The sequence below is a fragment of the Micromonospora sp. NPDC003776 genome, from assembly GCF_053605645.1.
On the sequence record NZ_JBSGJR010000446.1, the window covers coordinates 312 to 6,025 of the forward strand.

Sequence of the window (5,714 nt, forward strand, 5' to 3'; positions counted from 1 at the left end):
CAGCGGCCGGCCGCTCGACACACCCCCGCCCACTGGGACTGGCCGGTGCCCGCCGGTGTCCCGTCCGGGACCGCCAGGGGGAGCTGGGTGGTGAGCGCGGCGGAGCCGGCGGCCGGGGCCGCGGGGACGCCCGGCGACAGCGGCAGCGGCTGGAGGATGTCGGTGGGCTCGATGGCATCGGTCCCGGCCCCGGTCGGCTGCCGACGCAGCACCGTGGTGGCGGCCGAGCCGAGCGCGCCGGCGGCGACCGCGATCAGCGCGCCGTAATAGGGGGCGAGCTGGTAGCGGTCGGCCGCGTCGCCGGGCCCGGCGGTCAGGTACGCGAAGGCCAGCAGCACCGGCCCGGCCGCTCCGGCCGCCCCGCCCACCAGCGGCAGGTGGCCACGACGGCGGGCCAGCGCGCCGACCGCCGCGCCGGCGAGCAGGGCGACCGTCGGCAGGATCAGCATGGCCAGGCGCTGGGCCGCCCCGGGGTCCAGCCAGGACGGTTCGAGAACCCCGAGACGTACGGTGTGCAGCGGGCGGGTGGAGGCCACCGTCGGCGCGACGGAGAGCAGCGCGAGCAGCCAGACGGCCGCCGCGGTCAGCACGATGTTCCACCCGAACGGGGGCTTGAGCAGGACGGCGATCGAGGCGCCCGCCCCGACCACCGCGCCGAGGATCGCGCAGATGCCGACCGCCCACACCGGGTCGACGGTGCCGCCGAGCTCGGCGGCGCGGGCCGGCTGCATGCACAGTGGTGCGACGACGATCGCGCCGAGCGCGGCGGCGCCGGCCACGGAGAGCTGTTCGCTGGTGCCCCCGGGGAAGCCGTCCCGGCGGGCGAGGCGTTCGGTGAGCACCGTGCCGGCGACGGCGGCGACCGCGGCGAACCAGCCGACCCAGGCGAGCTGGGCGGGCCACCGGTTGACCGAACCGTCGGCGAACGCGCCGTCGAGGCGTACCACGCCGAAGCCGTACGCGATGCCGAGCTGGCCGGCCCCGGCCAGCACGCTCACCCCGAGCGCCGTGAGCAGCAGTCTGCCCCACGTCCGAAAGGCCATGTCGGGCACGTTACGGCCCGGTGCCGTCGATCGCCACTTGCCACTCCTTAGGGAGCAGCGCCGTGAGCAGTGGCTACTTCAGCTCGACCAGCCGGGCGAGATAGGTGGTGTCCCCGACGTTCGTCAGCATGTGCACGGCGCCCGGGTCGCGGTAGACCACCCCGCCGGTCGGTTCGTCGGCGTCGATCTTCGTACCGTCGATCGTCTGCACCACGTTCTTCGCGCCCTGGATCGCCACCACCAGGTACGGGTGGTCGTGCCGGTGCAGCGGCTGGCGCTCGCCCGGCTCCAGCCGGATGTGCCAGACGCGCACCCGGTCGTTCTCGTAGACGATCTCCTGGCCCACGGGGCCGAGTTCGACGTCGGGGGAGAGGTGGGTCATCGGATCCCGTCCAGTTGGGGGAGCACCTCGGCGGCGATGAGCTCCAGGTGGTCGAGGTCGTCGAAGTCGATCAGCCGCAGGTGCACCCGGGTGGCGCCGATCGCCGCGAACTCGCCGAGCCGGTCGACGAGCTGGGCGGGGGAGCCGACCACCGGGTCCTCCGGCGGCAGGGCGCTCTTGACGTGCAGCGGGGCGGCCCGACGCTGTGCCTCCGCGTCGGTCCGGCCGATGGCCACCACCACACCGGCAGAGAGCACCAGGGGGGCGCGTCCCGAGGCGTCCCGCCCGGCCCGCTCGCACGCCTCCCGTACCCGCTGGTAGGCGGCGGCCGTCTCGGCGACGGTCTTGAACGGCATGTTGAACTCGTCGGCGTACCGGGCGGCCAGCTCGGGGGTGCGCTTCGGGCCGCGTCCGCCGATGATCACCGGGGGGCCCGGCCGTTGCACCGGCTTGGGCAGCGCCGGCGCGTCCAGGAGCTGGTAGTGCTCGCCCTTGAAGCTGTACGTCTCGCCGGGCGGGGTGCCCCACAGCCCGGTGACCACCTCGAGCTGCTCGGCCAGCCGGTCGAACCGCTCGGTGACCCCGGGGAACGGGATGCCGTAGGCGGTGTGCTCCCGCTCGAACCAGCCGGCGCCGATGCCCAGCTCGACCCGGCCGCCGCTCATCTGGTCGACCTGGGCCACCATCACGGCCAGCGGGCCGGGCAGCCGGAAGGTGGCCGAGGTGACCAGGGTGCCGAGCCGGATCCGGGAGGTCTCCCGGGCCAGCGCGGCCAGCGTCAGCCAGGCGTCGGTGGGGCCGGGCAGTCCCGGCTCGTCACCCATCGCCCGGTAGTGGTCGGCCCGGAAGAAGCCCTCGTAGCCGCACTCCTCGACCCGCCGGGCGAACCGGAGCTGGTCGTCGTAGCTGGCCCCGCGGTGCGGCTCCGTGAAGACGGAAACCCGCATCGTCACTGTCCTCCCGTGCCGGTCGGCGCCGGCTCCTCCGTCGGCGCGGCCGGCTCCGGCGCCGGTCCGGCCGGCGCGGGTACGCCGGGGGCGTCCCGCTCCATCAGCAGTTCGTGCAGCTCGGCGCTGATCCGGGCCACGTCGGCGAGGTGCGCGTGGCGACCCAGCGTGCGGGGTCGGGGCACCTTGACCTCGACGATCTCGCGGATCCGGCCGGGACGCGGGCTGAGCACGACGACCCGGTCGGCGAGCAGCACCGCCTCGTCGATCGAGTGGGTGACGAAGACGATGGTCGCCCTCGTCTCCATGTGCACCCGCTGGAGTTCGCCGGAGAGTTCCTCGCGGGTGAGCGCGTCGAGCGCCGAGAAGGGCTCGTCCATGAGCATCACGCGGGGCTCGCCGATCAGCGACCGGCATAGCGAGACGCGCTGCTGCATGCCGCCGGAGAGCTCGTGCGGCAGGCGCTTCTCGAAGCCGCCCAGGCCGGCCATCTCCAGCAGTGCGCGGGCCCGGTCGCGGTGCTTCGCCCGGCTCCAGCCGAAGATCTCGACCGGCAGCAGGACGTTGTCCAGCACCGAGCGCCAGGGCAGCAGCGCGGGCCGCTGGAACAGCATGGCGATGTCCCGGCGGGGCTTGGTGATCGGCGTACCCGCCACGGTGATCTCGCCCGCGGTGACCGGGAGCAGGCCGGCGATCATGCGCAGCAGGGTGGACTTGCCGCAGCCGGACCGGCCCAGTACGGCGACGAACTCGCCCTCGGCGACGTCGAGGTCGATGCCGCGCAGCGCCTCGACCCGCCCGGAGCGGCCGTCGAAGGTGCGGGACACCCCGGACAGTCGGATCATCTCGCCGCCGGCTCCCTTCCCCGTGCTGAACGCGAGCCGGGCTAGCGTAGCGGTAGCCGATCCTTATAGCACCGTCCGGGGTGGACGTCAGTCCACTTTCCGTCAAGCAACTTCGTTTCCGTTCCGCAACCGTACGCCCGGGCATCGTCGCGTTGCGCTTCTCGTACGCTGTTGCGCGCGAAGAGTCCCCTCACGACGGTCCTGTCGGCTGCCCCCTCCTGCCGACACCGTCGGACCCACGACCCGACCAGGCGAACATGGCCTGGTCGGAAAGGACATGGTGCACTGATGAGAAGGCTGACCCGTACGGTCGCCGCCGCCGCGCTGGCCACCGCCCTCGCCCTGGTCTCGGGTTGCAGCAGCGACTCGGACAAGTCCGGCGAGACCAAGGCCGCCGGTGGTGCGGCCCTGGAGAAGGTGACCTACCTCACCTCGTTCGGCAACTTCGGCCGTGACTCCTACGCCTGGGTGGCGAAGGACAAGGGCTTCTTCAAGGAGGCCGGCTTCGACGTGGACATCAAGCCCGGCCAGGGCACCGGTGCGGTCATCCAGACCATCACCGGTGGCCAGGCGGACTTCGGCCCGATCGACCTGACCGGTGGCATCCTCCAGTTCGGCAACGGCCAGGCCAAGGACTTCGTCGCGGTCGCGGCGATCCAGCAGCGGACCATGGCCGCCATCGTGTCGGTCGAGGGCAAGAACATCGCCACCCCGAAGGACCTGGAGGGCAAGAAGCTCGCCGACACCCCCACCTCCGTCGTGCGCAACCTCTTCCCGACGTACGCCCGGCTGGCCGGCATCGACGCCAGCAAGGTGACCTGGGTCAACGGTGAGGCGCAGACGCTGATGGGCACCCTGGCCTCCGGCTCGGTCGACGGCATCGGCCAGTTCGTGGTCGGCCAGCCCACAGTCGAGGCGGTGACCAAGAAGAAGCCGGTCGTGCTGCCCTACAGCAACGTGATGACCGACCTCTACGGCAACGCCCTGATCACCTCCACGAAGATCGCCAAGGAGAAGCCGGACATGGTCAAGCGCTTCACCGCGGCGCTGCTCAAGGGCCTGGAGTACGCGCTGGCCAACCCGGAGGAGGCCGGTCAGATCCTGAAGAAGAACGTGGACGCCGCCAACCCGCAGGCCGCCGCCGCCGAGCTCCAGCTGATGGCCGCCTACGTCCGGTCCAGCAACTCGGGGACCGCGCTGGGCACCCTGGACCAGGGCCGGGTCGCCAAGAGCATCGCGCTGCTCCAGGGCGCGGGCGCGCTCAAGCAGAACATCACCCCCGACCAGATCATCGACTTCAACCTCGCGCCGAAGGCCTGACCGGTCGGCTCGGGATGCGGGGGTGCGCACCCGCCGGGGTTCCGGCGGGGCGCACCCCCTTCGCGTGCCGGCCGGGCGGCCGGCCGAGAGAGGAGGACAGCGTGGCCCAGTTGACGACGACCCCGACGGCGGAGCCGGTGACGCCGGCGGAGACCACCCCGAGCCGGTTCGGCGTACGACCGTCGGCGATGGTGCTGCCGGCGCTCGGGCTGGTGATCGCGGTGGCGGCCTGGTGGGTCGTCACCTCCGGGCTGCACCTGGTGCACCCGGCGGCGCTGCCGCCGCCGCAGGCGGTGTGGCAGGGGCTGACGGCAAGCGCGCACGTGCTGCTGCCGGCCCTGGGCATCACGGTCTGGATGACCCTGCTCGGCTTCCTGCTCTCCACCGCGGCCGGGGTGCTGATCGGGATGGCCCTGGCCGCCTCCAACCGGGTGGAGCGGATGTTCGCGCCGCTGCTGGTGGCGGTGAACGCGGTGCCGAAGATCGCGTTCGGCCCACTGCTGGTGGTCGCGGTGGGCTGGGGGCAGAAGCCCATCCTCACCATGGTGTTCCTGCTCTGCTTCTTCCCGATCGTGCTCTCCACCGCGACCGGGTTGACCACCACGCCGGCCGACCTGGCCGAGCTGGCCCGCTCGTGGAACGCGTCCTGGTGGCAGTCGTTCCGCAAGGTGCGGCTCCCGGCCGCCCTGCCGCAGATCTTCGTCGGGCTGAAGGTGGCCATGCCGCTCGCCGCGATCGGCGCGGTGATCGGTGAGTTCTACTCCGACAAGCCCGGCCTCGGCTACCAGATCCTCCAGTACAACGGCGTCGGCGACACCGCCACGGCCTGGGCCGCGATCGTCCTGGTCGCCATCATGAGCATCCTGCTCTACTCCGCCCTCACCCTGGTCGAACGCCTAGCCCTCCCCTGGGTAAAAGCCACCACCTCAGCCCGGTAGCCACCCGACGGTAAGGGACGCCGCCGACAGTGGATCCGCTGTCCGCCGGGTGTGGACGCTGGATCGGCGTCGACAGTGGACTTCACCTGGAGGCGGCACACGCAAGGTCCACAGAGACGGACGGACGACGTGGGACCACCGAGGTGTTGGCTTTTACCCAGGGGAGGGCTAGGCGTTCGACCAGGGTGAGGGCGGAGTAGAGCAGGATGCTCATGATGGCGACCAGGACGATCGCGGCC

At 72.2% G+C, this 5,714-nt stretch carries 5 protein-coding genes and 1 pseudogene; 2 read left to right on the plus strand and 4 right to left on the minus strand.

Annotation, left to right across the window (positions count from 1 at the left end; translation table 11 throughout):
• From ACWEVO_RS27655 to ACWEVO_RS27670, 4 genes and pseudogenes are all read right to left on the minus strand, one after another.
• Positions 1-1,043: pseudogene (locus tag ACWEVO_RS27655) on the minus strand (hypothetical protein); the annotation flags it as partial.
• A 73-nt stretch (positions 1,044-1,116) separates the two neighbouring features.
• On the minus strand, positions 1,117-1,425 hold the full coding sequence (locus tag ACWEVO_RS27660) for a cupin (RefSeq protein ID WP_452310421.1): 309 nt from the start codon (positions 1,423-1,425) through the stop codon (positions 1,117-1,119).
• Positions 1,422-2,372, minus strand: coding sequence for an LLM class F420-dependent oxidoreductase (locus ACWEVO_RS27665; protein WP_452310422.1), 951 nt, complete (start codon positions 2,370-2,372; stop codon positions 1,422-1,424). Before ACWEVO_RS27665 ends, ACWEVO_RS27660 begins: the two co-directional genes overlap by 4 nt.
• Positions 2,373-2,374: 2 nt before the next feature.
• The gene (locus ACWEVO_RS27670; RefSeq protein ID WP_452310423.1) at positions 2,375-3,217 is read right to left on the minus strand and encodes an ABC transporter ATP-binding protein; all 843 of its coding nucleotides are present in this window, start codon (positions 3,215-3,217) and stop codon (positions 2,375-2,377) included.
• A gap of 288 nt (positions 3,218-3,505) precedes the next feature.
• Between ACWEVO_RS27670 and ACWEVO_RS27675 the strand changes: the two genes are divergently transcribed.
• Positions 3,506-4,537: an ABC transporter substrate-binding protein gene (locus ACWEVO_RS27675; protein ID WP_452310424.1), complete on the plus strand. Its 1,032-nt coding sequence runs from the start codon at positions 3,506-3,508 to the stop codon at positions 4,535-4,537.
• Between the two features lie 137 nt (positions 4,538-4,674).
• Positions 4,675-5,475, plus strand: a complete 801-nt coding sequence (locus tag ACWEVO_RS27680) for an ABC transporter permease (RefSeq protein ID WP_452310425.1) — start codon at positions 4,675-4,677, stop codon at positions 5,473-5,475.
• The last annotated feature ends 239 nt before the right edge of the window (positions 5,476-5,714 follow it).

What these genes read in the sequence shown, in the direction of transcription:
- ACWEVO_RS27660 (WP_452310421.1), bottom strand. Translation starts at nt 1,425, where the DNA reads ATGACCCACCTCTCCCCCGACGTCGAACTCGGCCCCGTGGGCCAGGAG.
- ACWEVO_RS27665 (WP_452310422.1), bottom strand. Translation starts at nt 2,372, where the DNA reads ATGCGGGTTTCCGTCTTCACGGAGCCGCACCGCGGGGCCAGCTACGAC.
- ACWEVO_RS27670 (WP_452310423.1), bottom strand. Translation starts at nt 3,217, where the DNA reads ATGATCCGACTGTCCGGGGTGTCCCGCACCTTCGACGGCCGCTCCGGG.
- ACWEVO_RS27675 (WP_452310424.1), top strand. Translation starts at nt 3,506, where the DNA reads ATGAGAAGGCTGACCCGTACGGTCGCCGCCGCCGCGCTGGCCACCGCC.